At 69.3% G+C, this 17966-nt stretch carries 20 protein-coding genes; 8 read left to right on the forward strand and 12 right to left on the reverse strand.

The window, feature by feature from the left end; translation table 11 throughout:
• The 3 genes from OO70_RS45960 to OO70_RS45970 all read right to left on the reverse strand — a co-directional run.
• Positions 1–358 (reverse strand): DUF2637 domain-containing protein (locus OO70_RS45960; RefSeq protein WP_158711607.1); only part of this gene is annotated, 358 nt, incomplete at its 3' end.
• Positions 359–524: 166 nt separating this feature from the next.
• Entirely contained in the window at positions 525–1391 is an 867-nt protein-coding gene (locus OO70_RS45965) for a DUF3558 domain-containing protein (RefSeq protein ID WP_043686158.1), read from the reverse strand.
• Between the two features lie 118 nt (positions 1392–1509).
• Positions 1510–2328 (reverse strand): hypothetical protein, encoded by an 819-nt coding sequence (locus tag OO70_RS45970; RefSeq protein WP_043686161.1) that lies wholly within the window; start codon positions 2326–2328, stop codon positions 1510–1512.
• A 288-nt stretch (positions 2329–2616) separates the two neighbouring features.
• Here OO70_RS45970 and OO70_RS45975 point away from each other — a divergent pair, with 288 nt between their 5' ends.
• Positions 2617–3810, forward strand: coding sequence for an RtcB family protein (locus tag OO70_RS45975; protein WP_043686163.1), 1194 nt, complete (start codon positions 2617–2619; stop codon positions 3808–3810).
• A 43-nt stretch (positions 3811–3853) separates the two neighbouring features.
• Here OO70_RS45975 and OO70_RS45980 read toward each other — a convergent pair whose 3' ends face one another.
• Positions 3854–4654 carry a hypothetical protein gene (locus tag OO70_RS45980; protein WP_234337098.1) on the reverse strand — a complete coding sequence of 267 codons (801 nt, stop codon included), beginning with the start codon at positions 4652–4654 and terminating at the stop codon, positions 3854–3856.
• 171 nt (positions 4655–4825) lie between these two features.
• On the opposite strand from OO70_RS45980, the gene OO70_RS45985 reads away from it, so the two are divergent.
• From OO70_RS45985 to OO70_RS45995, 3 genes are all read left to right on the forward strand, one after another.
• Positions 4826–5332 carry a DinB family protein gene (locus tag OO70_RS45985; protein WP_051742238.1) on the forward strand — a complete coding sequence of 169 codons (507 nt, stop codon included), beginning with the start codon at positions 4826–4828 and terminating at the stop codon, positions 5330–5332.
• A gap of 209 nt (positions 5333–5541) precedes the next feature.
• On the forward strand, positions 5542–6909 hold the full coding sequence (locus tag OO70_RS45990) for a hypothetical protein (protein WP_043686175.1): 1368 nt from the start codon (positions 5542–5544) through the stop codon (positions 6907–6909).
• A 180-nt stretch (positions 6910–7089) separates the two neighbouring features.
• Positions 7090–8505 (forward strand): PHB depolymerase family esterase, encoded by a 1416-nt coding sequence (locus OO70_RS45995; RefSeq protein ID WP_051742241.1) that lies wholly within the window; start codon positions 7090–7092, stop codon positions 8503–8505.
• On the opposite strand, the gene OO70_RS46000 is transcribed toward OO70_RS45995, so the two are convergent.
• The 4 genes from OO70_RS46000 to OO70_RS46015 form a co-directional block, all read right to left on the reverse strand.
• Complete coding sequence (locus OO70_RS46000; RefSeq protein ID WP_043686180.1) at positions 8495–9763, reverse strand: GNAT family N-acetyltransferase; 1269 nt, start codon at positions 9761–9763, stop codon at positions 8495–8497. The genes OO70_RS45995 and OO70_RS46000 overlap by 11 nt on opposite strands.
• Positions 9764–9785: 22 nt before the next feature.
• Positions 9786–9971, reverse strand: coding sequence for a hypothetical protein (locus OO70_RS46005; RefSeq protein ID WP_043686185.1), 186 nt, complete (start codon positions 9969–9971; stop codon positions 9786–9788).
• Entirely contained in the window at positions 9971–10747 is a 777-nt protein-coding gene (locus tag OO70_RS46010; protein ID WP_043686187.1) for an SDR family NAD(P)-dependent oxidoreductase, read from the reverse strand. The genes OO70_RS46005 and OO70_RS46010 overlap by 1 nt, the downstream gene beginning before the upstream one ends.
• Positions 10748–10810: 63 nt before the next feature.
• The gene (locus OO70_RS46015) at positions 10811–11146 is read right to left on the reverse strand and encodes a YnfA family protein (RefSeq protein ID WP_043686189.1); all 336 of its coding nucleotides are present in this window, start codon (positions 11144–11146) and stop codon (positions 10811–10813) included.
• A gap of 151 nt (positions 11147–11297) precedes the next feature.
• On the opposite strand from OO70_RS46015, the gene OO70_RS46020 reads away from it, so the two are divergent.
• Both OO70_RS46020 and OO70_RS46025 read left to right on the forward strand, forming a co-directional pair.
• Positions 11298–11765: a hypothetical protein gene (locus tag OO70_RS46020; RefSeq protein ID WP_043686279.1), complete on the forward strand. Its 468-nt coding sequence runs from the start codon at positions 11298–11300 to the stop codon at positions 11763–11765.
• Between the two features lie 136 nt (positions 11766–11901).
• Positions 11902–12381 carry a MarR family winged helix-turn-helix transcriptional regulator gene (locus OO70_RS46025; RefSeq protein WP_043686190.1) on the forward strand — a complete coding sequence of 160 codons (480 nt, stop codon included), beginning with the start codon at positions 11902–11904 and terminating at the stop codon, positions 12379–12381.
• Here the strand turns inward: OO70_RS46025 and OO70_RS46030 are convergent.
• Positions 12332–12787, reverse strand: coding sequence for a winged helix-turn-helix transcriptional regulator (locus tag OO70_RS46030; protein WP_051742243.1), 456 nt, complete (start codon positions 12785–12787; stop codon positions 12332–12334). The two genes, OO70_RS46025 and OO70_RS46030, sit on opposite strands and share 50 nt — an antisense overlap.
• A 158-nt stretch (positions 12788–12945) precedes the next feature.
• Here OO70_RS46030 and OO70_RS46035 point away from each other — a divergent pair, with 158 nt between their 5' ends.
• Both OO70_RS46035 and OO70_RS46040 read left to right on the forward strand, forming a co-directional pair.
• Positions 12946–13836, forward strand: coding sequence for an NADP-dependent oxidoreductase (locus OO70_RS46035; RefSeq protein ID WP_043686192.1), 891 nt, complete (start codon positions 12946–12948; stop codon positions 13834–13836).
• 197 nt (positions 13837–14033) lie between these two features.
• Entirely contained in the window at positions 14034–14582 is a 549-nt protein-coding gene (locus tag OO70_RS46040) for a hypothetical protein (protein ID WP_043686193.1), read from the forward strand.
• Here OO70_RS46040 and OO70_RS46045 read toward each other — a convergent pair.
• From OO70_RS46045 to OO70_RS46055, 3 genes are all read right to left on the reverse strand, one after another.
• On the reverse strand, positions 14551–15261 hold the full coding sequence (locus tag OO70_RS46045; protein ID WP_051742245.1) for a response regulator: 711 nt from the start codon (positions 15259–15261) through the stop codon (positions 14551–14553). The two genes, OO70_RS46040 and OO70_RS46045, sit on opposite strands and share 32 nt — an antisense overlap.
• Positions 15258–16415, reverse strand: coding sequence for a sensor histidine kinase (locus OO70_RS46050; RefSeq protein WP_078651833.1), 1158 nt, complete (start codon positions 16413–16415; stop codon positions 15258–15260). The genes OO70_RS46045 and OO70_RS46050 overlap by 4 nt, the downstream gene beginning before the upstream one ends.
• A gap of 113 nt (positions 16416–16528) precedes the next feature.
• Entirely contained in the window at positions 16529–17962 is a 1434-nt protein-coding gene (locus tag OO70_RS46055; RefSeq protein WP_043686195.1) for an MFS transporter, read from the reverse strand.
• Positions 17963–17966 lie beyond the last annotated feature (4 nt).

Consider the following 17966-nt stretch of genomic DNA (forward strand, 5'->3'; position numbering starts at 1 on the left):
AGACCACGAACAGGATCGGGATCACCGCGTGCATACCGACACCCAGCGGGTCCGGCCAGGCCGCCGCGCCGTTGAACGCGATCGTCGCGACCGTCAGCAGCCACGCCGTCTGACGCAGCAGCGGGAAGGGAATCCTGATCCAGGTCAGGAGCAGGTCCAGGGCGAGCAGGACGCAGATGCCCGCGTCGATACCGACCGGGAAGACGTACGCGAAGTTCCCGAAGCCCTTTTTCAGGGCGAGTTCGCGCACGGCGGCGTACGAACCGGCGAAGCCGATACCGGCGATGACGACCGCACCGGAGACCACCACGCCGATGAGCACCCGGTGCATACGTGTGAGCTGAATGGGCGCGGACACCCGGACTCCCCTCCCCTTACATGTTGTTGCGCGCAACAGGGTGGCACATGTGTGCGGCGTCCCGGGTGCCGGTCTGTCAGGAGCCCGGCCCCCAAAGGTGCCGGGCTCCGTCAAAACGCTTCATTGACCTGCGACTTGAGGCTCGAACGTGATGTGGATGTGACGGTCAGCTCTTCTTGGTCGCTGAGGGGGAGGGAGCGGTGGATGCGGCCTTGGACGCCGACTTGGAGGCGGAGGGGGAGGGGGACGGAGACACCGGGGCTGAGCCGGTGCCGTTGGCCGTCGTGACCGCCGCCACGGCCTCCTTCGCGGCCTTCTCCGCCGCCTTCGTCAACGCGTCCGCGCTCGGCGCCTTCTCGCCCGCCAGACCCGCGCCGTTGTAGTCGATCGTGACGACCACGTTCTCGACCCGCGCCACCACCGTCTGCTGCTTGAAGGCGCCTTCCTTCTTCTTCAGGTCGTAGCGCACAGCCGTGGCCTCGTCGCCCGCACCCGCGACCGGCACCGACTTGGCGTTCTTCGCGCCGGTGACCGACTGCGCCTCCTGCACCTGCTTCGCGTAGTACGCCTGCGCCAGCTTGTCGCCCTCGCCCTGCGTCTGCGACGAGTCGAACCGCAGCAACGACACGTTCAGCCAGCGGAACTGCGAACCCTTGACCCCGTTGTTGTCCAGGCTCGTCCAGGAGCAACTGCCCCGCGACGCCGTGTCGCTCGACGTGCCCTCCTTGCCCGACGTGGCGCCCTTCGGCACCAGATCGGTCAACGTCTTCTTCGACAACACCTGACACGGCTCGGGCAGCTTCTTGTACGCCGCCGCCTGCACCGTCGGAGCGGCCGACGCGGTCGCGGTCAGATCGCTCCCCGCGTTCTCCTTGTTCGCCCCGTCACCGGAGCCGGAGTCGGAGGAGCAGCCGGCCGCGATCAGCATCACCGGGACGGCGGCCGCACAGACAAGGACGCGGCTCAGACGCTTCGCCCGCTGCTGGTCACTCTGGTCTCGCTGTGCTGGTTGATGCATGGTTCCTTCACTCATGACGCTCGTGGTTCCTGCCGTCGGATCGGGTCCGAGGGGCCACGGTACGCGGTGAGTCAGCTGTGCGGTCTCCGTTCACGGCCTTTGCGCGGGGCCCCGAAAGGCGCCGCGCGAGCCCCTAACCGTTCAGCGAGTCGGCCAGCTGCGCGGCCAGTTTCCGCGCCCTGTCCTGCATCTTCTGGCTGTCCGGCACCACACCGACCGTCGCCGGCTGCTCGTCGTACTCGACGGTCACGATGACGTTGGACGTGCGAAACACCACAGTCACCGTGCGCTGCTTCGCCGTCGAACCCGAACTGCTCAACGCGTCGTCCACGAACGCCTCGTCACCGAGATCGGAGAGGGTGCGGGGCTCGAGACCGGTGGGCGACGGAGAGGCGGAGGCGGAGGCAGACGCGGACGACGAGGAGGTGGCGGAGGAGGAAGGCGTCGCGGAGGCCGATGCCGATGCCGACGCGGAATCCGACGCCGTGGCGCTCGCCGTCGGCTCCGGAAGATCCGCCGCCGTCTCCTTCGTCGCGAAGATCGTCTGCGCCTCGCTGTCGTCGCTCACGGCGTTGTCGTAGGACACCACCCGCTCGAAGTCGACCAGCAGATGGTCGGTCGCGTCCGTGGACTCCACCTTCCAACGGCAGCCCACCTTGCGGTCCGTGTCGAACGTCAGCGTCGCGTCGCCCTCGTACGCCGTCTCGCGCTGATCCGTGTCCGTGATCTGCTTGATGCCGGGCAGCAGGGAGTCCAGCGTGCCGTGACTGACCGCCCCGCAGGGCTCCGGAAGCGTGCGGTACTTGCCCGGCTGGGCCACCGCCGTCGCCGTACCGGCCTCACCCGGGTTCGCGTCGTCCGTCGTACCGCTGTCGGCCGAGCCGCTCGTACAGCCGGCCAGCAACGCCACGAGGAGCGCGGCGGCGCCGGGTACGTAGGCCTTCCGCTGCACGGTCGGGCTCCTCTCGACGGTATGTCGGTATGTCGGTATGTCGGCGTGTCGGTATGCAGGTGTGTGCCGGGGGTGTCCGCTGTCCCCCGACGTCCCTCGACCCCTTGAACGATCCAGGGTCTGCCAGTGTCCCCGCTGGTTAATCGCTTGCCGCACCGGGGGACCCCCTGGAGACAATGTGTATCGCACGCACAGCCGTGGACGCCGGTCCGCTGTCCCTTTCGTTGACCTTGGCGCCGGTTTTGCGATGTATGACTTTTGGTGTGATTCCGGGGGAATGAGGACGAGATGTCGTATGTGGAGATGCCGGGCGCGAAGGTTCCGATCCGCATGTGGACGGACCCGGCGACGGTCGAGGAGGGCGCGCTCCAGCAGCTGCGCAACGTGGCGACCCTGCCGTGGATCAAGGGCCTGGCGGTCATGCCGGACGTGCACTACGGAAAGGGTGCGACGGTCGGATCGGTCATCGCGATGCGGGGTGCGGTGTGTCCTGCGGCGGTGGGGGTCGACATCGGCTGCGGGATGTCGGCGGTGAAGACGTCACTCACGGCGAACGATCTTCCCGGCGATCTGTCCCGGCTGCGGTCGAAGATCGAGCAGGCGATTCCGGTGGGGCGGGGGATGCATGACAGTCCTGTTGAGCCGGGGCGGTTGCATGGGTTCGCTACTGCGGGGTGGGAGGAGTTCTGGGGGCGGTTTGACGGGGTTGCGGATGCGGTGAAGTTCCGGGGGGAGCGTGCAGAAAAGCAGATGGGGACGCTCGGATCAGGCAACCACATGATCGAAATTTGCCTTGATCAGTCAGATTCCGTCTGGCTCATGCTGCACTCCGGGTCCCGGAACATCGGCAAGGAACTGGCCGAGCACCACATCGGCGTGGCCCAGAAGCTTCCGCACAACCAGGGCCTGGTCGACCGTGACCTCGCTGTCTTCGTTGCGGACACTCCGCAGATGGCCGCGTACCGGAATGACCTCTACTGGGCTCAGGAGTACGCCAAGCACAACCGCGCGATCATGATGGGGCTTCTGAAGGACGTGATCCGCAAGGAGTTCAAGAAGGCGAAGCCGACCTTCGAAACGGAGGTCAGCTGTCACCACAACTACGTTGCCGAGGAACGCTACGAGGGCATGGATCTGCTCGTGACCCGCAAGGGAGCGATCCGCGCCGGCTCCGGCGAGTACGGGATCATCCCGGGCTCGATGGGCACCAGTTCGTACATCGTGAAGGGGCTCGGCAACGAGAAGGCCTTCAACTCGGCCTCGCACGGGGCGGGTCGGCGTATGAGCCGTAACGCGGCGAAGCGGCACTTCACCGTGCGGGACCTGGAGGACCAGACACGGGGTGTGGAGTGCCGTAAGGACTCCGGTGTGCTGGACGAAATTCCGGGCGCGTACAAGAACATCGATCAGGTGATGGCGCAGCAGCGGGATCTCGTCGAGGTCGTGGCGAAGCTGAAGCAGTTCATCTGTGTGAAGGGTTGATGGACGAGGCCCCGGTCGGAAACCCGGGGCCTCGATCAATTAGTCAGCGGTCACTCGGCAACGGAACCTTGCCTGTGCGTAGGCGCCAGAGGCGGATGTAGCAGCTTTTCTCGGTTCGGCCCAGCGCCTTGGCTGCTGCGGGGTCATTGTTCAGTTCGAGGAGCACTCGGTCTTCGTGGGCCGTCCAGCGCCGGCGGTCCGGTGCGACCCTCATGTCTGCTGGCCGGACCCAGTCGGCCAGGGAGTTGGCCGCCGCTTGCTTGCGACCCAACGACAGGCAGCCCGGGTAGTAGAGGTGCGTGCTCAGCGTCTGGGCCGCCTCCGTCCAGTAGAGGATGTTGTAGATGCTGTCGCGGGCATTGCGCTTGAGGCTTCGCTCGACGCCGGTGACCTTTCCTGCGTAGAAGCACGCATAGGAGCCGATTGCGGTGCTGGCCGTGGTCAGCGACACGAAGGGCAGCCCCTTGCTCGTATACCCCACTGATCCGTCGGCGTCGATGATCCCCCGGAGATAGTCGCGGTGTGAGAACGAGACGCTGGGCGGGGCGATTGCCTTCGATTTGCGGCCGTAGGGCAGCCCGAGTTCGTTGATCCTGGTCCTGGCTTCGAGGGAACAGAGACTCCAGACCGCCGAGTGCAAGGTCTCGGCGAAGTTCGTGGACCGTGTGCGTTCGTTGACGCTGCTGTAGTACGGCGTCAGCTCCTGGAATTTGTGCAGCAGCTCGATGTCTCGGACGTTGATCTCGACGGACAACTTGCCCTTCTGCCCGACGCCTTGCTGCAGATGCCCATCCGCCTGCAAGAACCCGAACATGTACGCGTACTCAGGGACCGTCAGGTCCATGAACTGGTGAGCGATAGGCTCGCAATCAGCCACAGGGAAGCCTCACTTCCGTGCTGGTCAGGCCCTCGGTCGGGATGGCCGTCCCGGTCGAGGGCCGTCGTGTTGATGTTGTGGCGTGAGCCTAGGTCGGCAGTTCGAGCGACGTGCTGGTGATCGATACGGTTCACCCTTGTGAGTGAACTGAGAGATGTGCAGCCGCCCGATGTCGACGGTGTCGACGCCGGCGAAAAGGCGACCCTGGTTGCCTTCCTGGACTACGTACGGGAAGCCGTCGTAGCGAAGGCGGAGGGTATGGGTGAGGAGCACGGGAGGGCGCCCGGTGTTCCCTCCGGGACCAGCGTCTTCGGGCTCGTCAAGCATCTGGCCGCCGCCGAGGTGTACTGGTTCGAGTGGGCGTTCGCCGGTGCTGATGTTCCGTATCCGGACTTCGGGATGGATGTCGGGGACGAGGAGACCGGGGAGGGGCTCGTCGCCGCGTATCGGGACGCCGTCGTGCGGGCCAATGACGTCATCGCGCGGTGTGGTGACCTCACCCGTCCTGCCGCTCGCGCCGCCGGTGGGGCGGATGTCGTTCGGTCGTTGCGGTGGATTCTTGTGCACATGATCGAGGAGACCGCCCGGCATGCGGGGCATGTGGATATTTTGCGGGAGCAGGTGGACGGTTCGGTAGGGCGGTGAGCCAAAAGGGGCATCGCGCTGCGGTCGCTCTGAGATTGCTGTGAATTCGCGTTTCGTTGCTGTGATTTCCTGTGGGTGGCTCATTTCAATAGGTGCGCTATTTGTGAAAGCAATGATTGCGCCCGTTCCTTATTGCTGGCCTCGAAATTCGCTGTGATGCTGCCCGGGTGTTAGCCGAACCCCACCCGTAGCGTCCTGGAGGTCAGCACATGCTTGAGCGGTATCTGAATCAGAGCGAGTTGAGCCGGCGGGCCGTCGTGGCCGCCGGTGCGGCTACCGCCCTCGAGGCGACCGCCCTCGGCACCGCCACCTCCGCCCAGGCGGCCACGCAGGCGGTGGGCGGGCTGAAGGTCGGTGTCGGCAAGGCCGTGTTCACCCCGGCCGCCTCGCTGCTGCCGCTGGACAGCTTCACCGCCGTGCACGACGACCTCAACGTCCGTGTCCTGCTGGTGGAGTCCGGCTCCCGCCGTATCGCGCTCGCCGTGCTGGACCTGACCTCGATCAGCGCCGAGGCGATCGCGCTGATGCGCCAGGCCGTCACTGCCGCCACCGGCATCGCCGCCGCGAACATCATGGTCACCGTCACGCACTGCTTCTCCGCGCCGCACGTCCAGGCGAGCACGTCGTCGGCCGGCGCCGCGGCCTACGTACAGAACATCGTCGCCGCCACCAAGACCGCGGTCGCCGACGCCGTGAAGGGCCTCCAGGACGCCCAAGTCGGCTACGGCAGCGGGAAGTCCGACGTCAACGTCAACCGCAACGTCCTCACCGCCGACGGCTACTGGCTCGGGGTGAACGAGCAACTCCCCTCGGACAAGGGCGTGTACGTCGCTCGCTTCGACGACCTCGACGGCAACCCGATCGCCGTGCTGGCCAACTACAACGTGCAGTCCTGCGTGATGCAGGACTCGGTGATGGCCGACGGCACCCTGCCGATCACCGCCGACCTCGCCGGCGCGGCCGTGGCCCACGTCGAGGCGCAGTACCCCGGCGCCGTCGGCTTCTGGCTCGTCGGGGCGTGCGGGGACCAGTTCCCGGCCTACCGTGCGAAGCGGTACACGATCGACAAGGACAAGGGCTGGACCTACGGCGTCGATCTGCACGACGCCGGGTTCGCGCTGCTGACCGTGCAGGGCGAGCGGCTCGGGAACGAGATCGTGCGGGTGGCGCGGGGGATCACCAAGTACGAGAGCGGCAAGGGAGTTGTCGTGCGGCTGGTCACCGACGACATCACCACCACGCAGGTCGAGGGTGCTCAGCCCGGCGGGCCCACCAAGACGGCCACCTTCACCCCCACCGGCACCGCCCAGGTGCCGATCTGGGTCTTCCAGGTCGGCCGGGGTGTCTTCGCCGGTGTGGAACCGGAGCTGTCCACCACCACCGCGAACGCGATCCGCGAGAACTCGTCCTTCTCCAGCACTTTTGTCATGTCGATGTTCGAGGGCGGCGCCAAGAACATGCCCGACAAGTGGAATTTCGACCACCTCACCTACGAGTCGCTCGACGGCTTCTATATCAAGGGCACCGCCGAGAAGGCCGCGGCGCGCATCGACCGCATCATCAAATCCCTGAACTGAATCGAGGCGATGAGGCGATGAGGCGATGAGGGAATGAGGGAATGAGGGAATGAGGGAATGAGGGAAATGGCTACGAGGCGTGCTTTTTTAGGGCGGGTTCTGGGAGCGGCCGCAGTGGCCACCACAGGACTGGTCGCCTGTGAATCGGGTTCAGCAGGAGGAAGCGGTGGCGGTGGGCACATGAAAAGCGCCACGGCGATCACCAAGGTCTACGGGGAGGGCCAGAAATTCATCGCGGTCGCCGTCGAGTACGACACCGAGATCGACACGTCCGCACTCTCGCCGTCGTCCTTCAAGGTCGAGGGCCGCACGGTCGCGAGGGTCTACGCCAACACCGCCGCGGCGACGGCCGATCAGGGCACCAACGGGACGTACGTCATCGTCGAGTTGTCCCCCGACGACGACAGCGCGCTGCTGTGGGGGATCTCCGGCCCGTACGGGAACGGGGGCGGGGGTGGAAACGGGGGCGGGAATGCCTCCGCCAAGCCTTCGGCGTCCCAGCCCCAGCCCCAGCCCCAGCCCCAGTCCAAGTCCTCGTCCTCGTCCTCGGCCGCTCAGCCGACGCAGTCGTCCGGTACCCCCGGCGTCGTCCCCGGCCCCACCCTCGGTGCGACAGGCGGCGCGGCCAACATCAAGAAGGCGCAGGCGACCGTCATCCAGACGGGCACCGTCACGACCACCGGCGGTTCCACCTACGCGGCCGACAGCGCCGCCAAGGTCACCACCAGCCGTACCGTGAACCCCGTCGTGGACGACTTCAAGCAGTTCACGTTCCAGGACCCGAAGACCGGCAAGTCCCTGCCCTACAACCTCTACATCCCCAAGGGCTACGACAAGGACGACAAGGACGACAAGAGCGGCAAGAGCGGCACCGCCAAGTCGTACCCGCTCGTGCTCTTCATGCATGATGCGAGCGTGGTCAGCACCACGGTGAAGGCGACCCTTGTGCAGGGGCTCGGTGCCGTGTGCTGGGCGGGCCCGGAGGACCAGGCCGTGCGCGAGGCGTTCGTGCTGGCGCCGCAGTACCCGTCCGTGGTCGTCAGCGACGACTACAAGCCGACGGCGTACTTCGACGCGACGGCCAACCTGGTCGAGGAGTTGACGAGCCGGTACCGCATCGACGCGGACCGGCTGTACTCCACCGGCCAGTCCATGGGCGCGATGATGACTCTCGGCCTGAACATCAAGTACCCGGATCTCTTCGCGGCCTCGTTCGTGGTCGCCGGCCAGTGGCCCGCCGCCCAGGCCGCTCCCCTCGCGAAGAAGAACCTGTGGATCACCGTCTCCGAGGGCGACACCAAGGCCTACCCCGGCGAGAACGCCATCACGAAGGTCATCGAGCAGGCCGGCACGAAGGTCGCCCGCGCGACCTGGAACGGCAGGTCCACCGCCGCCCAATTCGCGACGGATGTCGAGGAGTTGGAGGCCAAGGGGACGACGGTCAACTACTCGGCCTTCCTGAAGGGGACGACCCTCACCGCGACCCAGGCCGCGCAGAACCCCAACGCCCTTGAGCACAACTCCACTTGGCCGATCGCCTACACGATCGAGGACATCCGGGAGTGGATCTTCAAGCAGCGGCGGGTCAAGCGGTGAGGCGTTTCTCCAGCAGCGTCACCGAGTAGGGGCTCCCCAACCCGCCGTCCTTCGCCCGCTGTTCGCCCACGACCGTGTAGCCCGCCGACTCGTAGTAGGCGCGCAGGCGGGGGTTGGAGGCCAGACAGTCCAGGCGGGCGAAGGTGCGGCCCGAGGCCGCGATACGGGACTCCGCCTGTGCGAGGAGTCGGCGTCCCGTGCCCGGCGGTGCCGTGTGCGGGGTCGTCATCAGGCGGTGGACGTAGCCCGCGTCGGGCGGGCGCGGGCCCCACGCCTCCAGGTCGTGCCACCAGAGTTCGCAGGCACCGGCCGGCGAACCGTCGGCGTACGCCAGCCAGACCTCGCCCTCCGCGACACGTCTGCGGAAGTGGGCCTCGCCCTTCTCGCCCGGCTTCCACTGGTCGATGCCCCGGGCCAGTTGCCACAGGGCCGCCGTGTCCCGCAGGCGGACAAGCAGGGCGGCGTCCGCGGCAGAGGCCTTGCGGTACGTCAACTCGGGCCAGGTGGTGGGCTGTTGCTCGAGCAGGCCGCGGCGCAGGGTGGTGGAGAGGGCTGCGGTGTCCAGGGACAGGGCCTTGGTGACGTACCCGTCGATCGAGCCGTAGCGGCTCGTCAGTGCTGCGAGGAAGAGCCGCATCACCGCCTCCGGTGCGTGGCCCCAGGCCGGCCAGGTCGGGGCGCGGCCGTCGTGGCGGCTCCGCCATGCCGACAGGAGGGCGGGGGTGGCCAGTTCGGTGAGGGTGAAGTCCTCGATGATCGTCGGTTCGGGGACGCCCAGCAGGCCGAGGACCAGCGCGGCCAGCAGGCCCGTGCGGTCCTTGCCCGACGCGCAGTGGAAGACGAGGGGCGTGTTCTGCTCGGCTGCCGCCGCCACCACGCGCAGCGCCTGCCCGATCTCCTCCGTGCCGTCCTCGGCCACCTCCGCGAACCGCTCCGCCAGGTACGGTCCCGGGTCGATGTCCGGGGTCAGGGACGTCTGGCTGTACGGCCGGTGCTCGATGCTCAGGTTGTGGTACGTGAACGACGCGTGCTCGGGGACGCGGCCTCTGCGCTCGATCTCCCAGGGGTAGCGGAGGTCGATCACCGTGCCGATGCCGAGGGAGAGGAAGCGCCTCCAGTCGGGGGTGCCCTCGGTCAACTCGCCCAGGGAGTCGGCGCGGTAGAGGAGCCCGGGGCGGACCCGGCGGCCGTCAGGGGTCGGATAGCCGCCCAGGTCACGGAAGTTGGGCAGGTTCTGGAACGGTATGTGTCTGTCCACGGAGCCCTTTTGCTTGGTCGGCCTACTTGTTCGGCGCGTGCGTCACCGCGTAGATCATCACGAACGCGACGATGTGGATGCCGAAGAGGAAGTAGCCGAGGAAGTACCAGACTTTGCGCTCGTTCCTGGTCTCCTCGGCCAACCGGCGCTTGTCCATGGCCTCTTGGGAGTTGTCGGGGCGGCCCGGGTGCTCCTCTTCGTCGGGCATCACAGCTCCCGGTGGACCTTGGTGTTCGAGGCCTGGGCTCGGGGGCGGACGACGAGGAGGTCGATGTTGACGTGGCTGGGGCGGGTGACCGCCCAGGTGATGGTGTCGGCGACGTCGTCTGCGGTGAGGGGTTCGGCGACGCCCGCGTAGACCTTCGCCGCCTTCTCGGCGTCGCCGCCGAAGCGGGTCAGCGCGAACTCGTCGGTCTTGACCATGCCGGGCGCGACCTCGATGACCCGCACCGGGGTGCCGACGATCTCCAGGCGCAGCGTCTCGGCGAGGACGTGGGCGCCGTGCTTGGCGGCGACATAGCCCGCGCCGCCCTCGTACGTGCCGTGGCCGGCCGTGGAGGAGACGACCACGACCGTGCCGTCGCCGCTCGCGGTGAGGGCGGGGAGGAGGGCCTGGGTGATGTTCAGGGTGCCGAGGACGTTCGTCTCGTACATCGTGCGCCAGTCGGCGGGGTCGCCGGTCGCGACGGGGTCGGCGCCGAGTGCGCCGCCCGCGTTGTTGACCAGGACGCCGATCGTCTTGAAGGCGGTCGCGAACTCGTCGACGGCAGCGCGGTCGGTGATGTCCAGGGCGTACGCCGTGGCCTGGCCGCCGTTCGTGTTGATCTCCTCGGCGAGCGCCTCGATGCGGTCCTTGCGGCGGGCGGTGAGGACGACGCGGTAACCGGCCGAGGCGAGCTGCCGGGCGGTGGCGGCGCCGATTCCGCCGCTGGCCCCGGTGACGACCGCGATACGGGAGGCGGCGGACGGTGCGGCGGTGGCCATGGGGCTGCTCCTCGGGAGGGATCAACGGGTTCGTGCGGGCGACTCCGTCCAGGATAGGGGGGCTCAGTTTCCGCGCGGCGCCCACATGATCACGGCCATGCCGGCCAGGCAGATCAGGGCGCCGGTGAGGTCCCAGCGGTCGGGCCGGTAGCCGTCCGCGACCGCGCCCCAGGCCAGTGACCCGGCGACGAAGATCCCGCCGTACGCCGCGAGGATGCGGCCGAAGTGGGCGTCGGGCTGGAAGGTGGCGACGAAGCCGTACGCGCCGAGGGCCATGACCCCGCCGACGGCCCACAGCCAGCCGCGGTGTTCGCGCACCCCCTGCCAGACCAGCCAGGCGCCGCCGATCTCGAAGACGGCGGCGACGACGAAGAGGGCTGCGGAGCGGAGGACGAGCATGGCCGCCACCCAATCACGCGGGGTGTCGCCCGCACGCGGGGTGTCACCTGATGGACGGCGCCTGTCGGGCGCTCCGCGTGGGATACATCCGTACGACCGCAGCGGCGGTCGGTGGACGGGCGTACTGAGGAGTGGATGACACGTGGACGGCATGCGGGTACTACGGGTACTACGGGTCGGCGCTGTGGCGGGTGCCGCGCTCGCGGTGATGGGCGCGGCCCCCGGTGTGCCGGGCCCGGAGGCGGATCTCGCCTATCACGGCTCCGCCGCCATGACCGCCGGCCGGTTCGACGTGCGGTTCACCCCGCGCAACCACGGACCGTCCGCGGTCCCCGACGCGACCGTACGGCTGCGCTGGTCGAAGCCGCTCGCGGATCGGCAGACGCTGCCGGAGGGGTGTGCGCGGTCGGGGGACCGGGTGGTGGTCTGTCGGACGGGGGCTTTGGCCGCCGACGAGGCGGGCGAGCGGATCGAGCTGCGGGTACGGCTGGCGGGCACGCCCTCCGAGGTGCTGCTGGAGCTGGACACGGTGTGGGGCGGCGGCGCCGTGGACGGGAACCGGGCCAACGACCAGCAGCGGGTGCTCGTCCTGGACACCAGTGACACCTACTACTTCTGAGCCCCGACACCGGTGACACGTAGTACTTCCGAGCCACACCCGTAGTACCGCTGAGCCACGCCCGCGACCTCGTCGTACGATCTCGATCTCTGCACGGCACAGATCTCCGCACGGCACAGGCGACGAGGGGTACGACATGTCCGGGAACGCGCGGGCGCGGCTGCTGGACGAGTTGTCCTCCGTCTCGCGCCGTTACATGGCGTCGTACGCCCTGTTCAACCAGGCCGTCGCCGACCGCCTCGGGCTGCACCCCACCGATCTGCAGTGTCTGAACCTGCTCACGCTGGAGGCCGGGCCGGTGACCACGGGCCGGATCGCCGAGCTGACCGGGCTGACGACCGGGTCGGCGACGCGCCTCGTGGACCGGCTGGAGCGGGCGGGTTACGTCGTCCGGGAGCGGGACGCGGAGGACCGGCGGCGGGTGCTGGTGGCGACCGTGCCGGAGAAGATCACCGAGTTCGGGCGGATGTGGAACCGGCTCGGCGGTGGCTGGTTCGCGCTCTTCGACGACCTCGACGACTCCCAACTGGCCGTGATCGTCGACCACATGAGGCGTACGACGGAGTTCAGCGCGCGGCAGATCGCGCGTCTGCGCGCGGGGGACGTGGACGTGTGACCGGCTCCTGGCCGTCCCCGTCGTAGCGGTCGCGTGCCTCGTGCACTTCCTCGATGTGGGTCTCCGCCCAGTCCTTCACGGCGAGCAGCAGCATGCTCAGACTGCTGCCGAGCGGGGTGAGTTCGTAGTCGACGCGGACCGGCACGGACGGGGTGACCGTGCGGGAGAGGATGCCGTCGCGTTCCAGTGAACGGAGCGTCTGCGTCAGCATCTTGGGGCTGACGCCGGCGATCTTGCGGGCGAGGTCGCTGTAGCGCATCGGGCCGGGGGCCAGGGCCGCGACGACCAGGCTGACCCACTTGTCGCTGATGCGGTCGAGGAGCTGGTTGGTGGGGCAGCTGCGGATGAACGCGTCGTACTCGACACGCGCCTGTTCGCGCCGCTGGGCCGCCGTCATGGTCGCCATGGGTCGTGGCCTCCGCTCTCTCCGGGTCGCTTCCGGTCACTTGCGGGGTAGGTAGGCACCTTCAGGTAACTACTTCCCCGTGGATAGTAGCTCTTCCTAGGGTTGCCGACAGCTGAGGAGACACCGAGGCGAACACCCCATACGAGGAGCTGTCAGGCATGCGTGCAGCAGTGGTGACGACGTTCGGCGGGCCCGAGTCGGTTCGGGTCGTGGAGACGGAACTTCCCGAGCCGGGTGCCCGGCAGGTGCGGATCAAGGTGGCGGCGGCCGCGCTGAACCCGGTGGACGCCGGGGTGCGGGCCGGCGCGTTCGGCGGCGCGGGCAAGCAGCTCGGGTTCGGCTGGGACGTCGCCGGGACGGTGGACGCGACCGGCGTCGCCACCGCGTGGCAGGTCGGCGACGAGGTGATCGCCCTGGACCACGGCATGATCAAGCCGCTGGGCACGCACGCCGAGTACGTCGTCGTGGACACGGACGCGGTGGCGAAGGCACCGGAGGGCGTCGACGCGGCACACGCCACCACCCTCCCGCTGAACGCGCTGACCGCCGTACAGGCCCTGGATCTGCTGGAGTTGACGCCGGGGCAGTCGCTGCTGGTGACGGGGGCGGCGGGGGCCGTGGGCGGGTTCGCCGTCCAACTCGCCGCTCACCGCGGTGTGTTGGTGACCGGGCTCGCGCGTGCGGACGACGAGGAGTTCGTACGGGCCCTGGGGGCCGCCGAGTTCACGACCGACGGGGTGCCGGCGGGCAGCGTCGACGCGGTGCTGGACGCGGCGATTCTCGGGGAGCGGGCGCTGGAGTGGGTGCGGGACGGGGGTGTGTTCGCGGGGGTGATTCCGCAGGCCGCGCCGGCGTCGGTGCGCGGGGTGCGGACCGGGGCGGTGGAGGTGAGCGCGGACGGGGCGCGGCTCGCCGAACTGGTGCGGCTGGTGGAGGAGGGCGTACTGACGCTGCGGGTGGCGGAGACGTACGCCCTGGAGGACGCGGCCAAGGCGCACGCCCGGCTCGCGGAGGGCGGGGTGCGGGGGCGGCTGGTGCTGGTGCCCTGAGGGGCACCGGGGATCGCCGGGCGATCCCCGGGCTGTCTCTCGACGGCCCCTGACCTGCCCTTAGGGGATGGCTCCACCTTTCATCTCCACCCGGATTTCCACCCGTGGGTCCGGGAGCTTTTCCGGCATCGGCGGCAGAGTCGCACTCAGGAAAACGCACGGCGGACGGACCGCCGGAAACCGAGGAGTGCGACGTCATGACGGACATGGAGCAGGCACTGGCGATCAGCGGGGGCATCTTCGCGGTGATGATGCTGACGCAGTACGGACGCCGGAAGTACGACCTGCACAAGGTGCTGATGCCGATCGGCACGGTGTCGGCGATCGGCTACTTCTATCTGAAGGGGGCGCCCACCCAGCACGTCGACGTGGTCGTCTACCTGGTGGGTGCCGCGATCGGACTGGCCTGCGGTGTCGTCGCCACCTTCACCACCGGCGTCGAGCGGGACCCGGGCTCGGGTCACGTCCACACCCGGTGCGGAGCGGGGTTCGTGGCGATCTGGACGGCGGTGGTCGCCCTGCGCGTCGCCTTCATCTACCTCGCCGAGCACAACACCTGGTTCCGCGACCACCTCGGCACGTTCATGGCGGAGCACCAGATAGTGCAGGACGCCATCGCACCGTTCTTCGTCATCATGGCGCTGGCCATGGTCCTCACCCGGGTGTTCCTGCTGCTGGCCCGCGTGCGCTTCCTGGCACCGGCCGGGGCGGCCGTCACCCAGGGGTCTTCACCAGTCCGTGGATGAACGCGTACTTCACGGCATGCGCCCGGTCCCGCAGATGCGCCTTGGAGAAGAGGTTGTTGATATGCGTCTTCACCGTCGCCTCGCTCACCACCAGCCGCTCGGCGATCCCCCGGTTGGTGAGGCCCTCGCCGATCAGCGTGAGGACCTCGACCTCCCGGGGAGTGAGGTCCGGGGCGAGTCCCGTGCCCGGCCGCTCGACGGGGGTCCCGCCCCGCGCGGCGGCGGCGACGAGCCGGTCCCGTACGGCGGGGTCGAGCACGGACTGTCCGGCCGCCGCGGCCCGCACCGCGCGGGTGATGTCCTGCCGGCCGGACTCCTTGGTGAGGTAGCCGCGGGCGCCGGCGCCGAGCGCGGCGAGGATGTACTCCTCGTCGGCGAAGGTGGTGAGCACCACGACGGCGACCTGCGGGAAGCGCTCGGCGAGCAGCCGGGTGGCCTCCACCCCGTCCATCCGCGGCATGTTGAGATCCATCAGGATCACGTCGGGCGCGTACTCCTCGGCGGCCCGCACGGCTTCCTCGCCGTCCTTCGCCGTCGCCACGACCTCCACACCGGCCTGCAGATCCAGTACGGTCGCCAGCGCCTCACGGACCGCGGTCTGGTCGTCGGCGACGACGACCCGCACCACGGCCTGCTGCCCGTCCTGCCCCCGCTCCTGCCCCTGTCGCTCCTCGCTCATCCCGGGATCACCACGCGCACTCGCCATCCTCCTGTGTCGTCGCCGTCCACGATCGGCCCGGCCGTGACCGTGCCGCCCACCAGGTCGAGGCGCTCGCGCATCCCGACAAGCCCCATCCCGCTCCCCGCACCGGCCAGCGGCCGCGAACCCGCCGGCGGCGCGGAGTTCACCACCTCGAAGACGGTCTCCTCGGGGAGGTGCTCCAGGCGCATGCGGACCGGGGCGCCGGGCGCGTACTTGTGCGCGTTGGTCAGCGCCTCCTGGGCGCAGCGCACGATCACCTGGGCGAGGCGGACGGGCAGTTCCCGCGGCGGCCCGTCGACGGTCAGCGTACCGGCGTCGGAAGCGGACGCGAGCAGGGACCGCAACGTCTCCACCAGCGGCAGCGCGTCCTCGCGGAGGTCCCCGACCGTGCGCTGCACCTCGGTCAGTCCCGAGCGCACCAGGCTCTGCGCCCGCTGGGCCGCCTGCCGGGCCCGGTCGATGTCACCGGACTCCAACAGGGCGTCGGTGACCTCCAGTTGCATGTTCACCCCGGCCAGCGAGTGGGCCAGCACATCGTGCACGTCCCGCGCGATCCGGGCCCGCTCGGCGAGCGCCTCGGCCCGTGCCTCGGCACGTGCGGCCAGCTCGGCCTGCTCGGCGGCGGTCCGCGCGGAGCGCAGCGCCTCGGTGTGGGCGCGGTTGGAGAGTCCGACCAGCACACTGACCCCGCTGAAGGCGCCCACCATCCACGAGGTGCCGTGGCCGCCCCACGGCAGGAGCAGCACACCCGCGCACAGGGCGCTGGTGGCCGCCGCGAAGGGCAGCGAGCGGCGGCTGTCGAGGCGGTATCCGGCGTGCCCGGTCACGAAGTACGCGAACAGGGCCGAAGCCCCGGAGCGGTCCAGGCCCATCAGCGCGGCGGCCCCGAGCGACCAGGTGCACAGCACGGCGAGCTGCACGCGGGGCGCCAGCCGTCCCTCCGGGATCAGCCGTGTGCACATCATCAGCGAGACCAGCACGAGCAGACACAGCACCGCGAGCCCGGTACCGGACAGGCCGATAGGCCGCACCACGAGCGCGGCGACGGTGATACCGACGACGGTGCCGAAGACCTGGATGGGGTTGTTGTCCGCCGTGAACCACCGGATCGCGGCCTGAGTTCGGTTCACCGGGGGCTCTCTTCCCGCTCTGCTCGCTGGCGCTGCTGCTGTCTCTGCCGCTGTGGTCCGGCCGCTGCGAAAGCTACCAGCGCGACCGTCGAGGGCCGGTGCGAGCAGCGCGGTCAGTGACCATGGTCCTCCGGCGCCGTACGGGGCAGCAGCCGTACGAGACACAGGCACAGGGCGACGGCCGCGCCGACCACGGCGAGGCTGACGAGCAGCGCGTGGGTCGCACCACCGTCAACGGCCTTGAAATACACGGTGGTCACGGCCGCCGCCCCGGTCGCGTTGGCGAGTTGCTGCACCGCGTTGAGCGAGCCGCTCGCGCTGCCCGCCTCGGCCGGTTCGATGTCGCCGATGGTCACGTCGTAGACCGTGCTGAAGCAGGTGCCCATACCGAGCCCGACGAGAAGGAGGGGCGGGACGAGGGCCCAACCGCCCACCCCTGTCCCGGAGTTGGCGACCAGCGCGGCGAGGTAGCCGCAGCCCGCCAGGATGATCAGCAGGCCCGTGGCGGCGAGTCGGCGGCCGAAGCGGTGGATGAGCCGGTAGCAGGCGATCGAGGCGACGACGATGCCGGCGGAGAGGGGGATTAGGCCGAGCGCGGTGCCCGCGGGGGAGCGGCCGAGGCCTTGTTGGAAGTAGAGGGAGATGACGTAGAGGAGTCCGGCGACGGCGGCGAAGGCGACGACGCCGAGGAGCAGGCCGGCGGTGAAGCCGCGGTTGTGGAGGAGGGAGGGCCGGATGAGGGGGTCGGGTGCGGTGCGCTGGCGGTGGCAGAACCCGGCGAACAGGGCGAGGCCGAGGAGCAGGAGGACCGACGCGCGCCCGTTCCACCCGTGCTCCGAGCCGTCGATGAGCCCGCCGAGCAGGCCGAGCATCGCGCCCGCGATCAGCGCCGAGCCCGGGCCGTCGACGGCGGCGGTGCCGTCGCCGGTGTCGCGCGGGAGGAGGCGCAGGGCGGCGAGGAGGGCGGCGCCGCCGAGCAGGAGGTTGATGAGGAACATGGGGCGCCAGCCGAGGCCGCCGAGATCGGCGTCGACGAGGAACCCGGCGAGGATCGGCCCGCCGACCGCCGACAGCCCCATCACGGGCCCGAACAGGCTGAACGCCTTGCCGATCTGGTCGCGCGGCCAGCTCGCGCCGAGGATGCCGAAGCCCTGCGGGATGACGAGCGCGCCGAAGCCACCCTGCACGAGACGGGCGACCACGAGGAAGGCGGGACCGGGGGCGAGCCCGCAGGCCAGGGAGGCGACGACGAACCCGGCGAGCCCGACGAGGAAGAGCCGCCGCCGGCCGTACCGGTCACCGAGCCGCCCACCGGGGACGAGGAGCACACCGAGGGCGAGGGCGTAGGAGGCGCCGAGCCACTGGACGAGCCCGGGACCACCGCCGAGGTCCCGGGTGATGGTCGGGGCGGCGATGTTGGTGATCGTCGAGTCGAGGAGGTCGAGGACGTCGGCGGCGAGGACGACGGCGAGGATCGCCCAGCGGGTGCGGGCGGGGAGAGGCGGGACCCCTCCGGTTGCACCTGTGTCATGCAGTATCTGTGTCACGCAG

Origin of the sequence: Streptomyces xylophagus (genome assembly GCF_000716435.1) — a bacterium.
GTDB lineage: Bacteria > Actinomycetota > Actinomycetes > Streptomycetales > Streptomycetaceae > Streptomyces > Streptomyces xylophagus.